At 69.4% G+C, this 640-nt stretch carries 1 protein-coding gene; it reads left to right on the top strand.

All coding sequences use genetic code 11. The annotated features are described in order from the left end of the window. Positions 1–640 (top strand): amino acid ABC transporter ATP-binding protein (locus A9976_RS29345; protein WP_183021890.1); only part of this gene is annotated, 640 nt, incomplete at both ends.

The following is a 640-nucleotide window of genomic DNA, read 5'->3' as shown; positions in this document are numbered from 1 at the left end:
CCAGCGCGACGGCCAGCCGCCGCATCGGGCGCTGGACGGGGTCGATTGCCAGCTGAACCGAGGCGAGGTCATGGTGGTCGTCGGGCCGTCCGGCTCGGGCAAGAGCACCTTGCTGCGCACCCTGAACGGGCTGGAAAGCATCGACAGCGGCACGATCCGCGTGGACGGCGTGTCGTTGACGGACCCCGCCACCGACGTCAACCGCTGGCGCACGGAAGTCGGCATGGTGTTCCAGCACTTCAACCTGTTCCAACACCGTACTGCGCTGGACAACGTCGCGCTACCCCAACGTGTCGTGCGCGGCCGCAGCCGCGCCGACGCCGAACGCTATGCCCGCGACCTGCTGGGCCGCGTGGGGATGGGGGATTTCGGCGAACGCTATCCCAGCCAGCTGTCGGGCGGCCAGCAGCAGCGCGTGGCGATCGCCCGCGCGCTGGCCATGGACCCCAAATTGATGCTATTCGACGAAGCCACGTCCGCGCTGGATCCGGAGACCGTCGGCGGCATCCTGGAGCTGATGCGCGGGCTGGCGCGCGACGGCATGACGATGGCGGTCGTGACCCACGAGATGGGCTTCGCGCGCGACGTCGGCGACCGGGCCTTGTTCATGGACGCCGGCCGCATCGTGGAAATGGGCACG

It is taken from the genome of Delftia sp. UME58, assembly GCF_014170385.1.
GTDB lineage: Bacteria > Pseudomonadota > Gammaproteobacteria > Burkholderiales > Burkholderiaceae_C > Comamonas > Comamonas acidovorans.
Note: the sequence above shows the minus strand (reverse complement) of the source record. Positions and strands in the feature narration are given on the sequence as shown.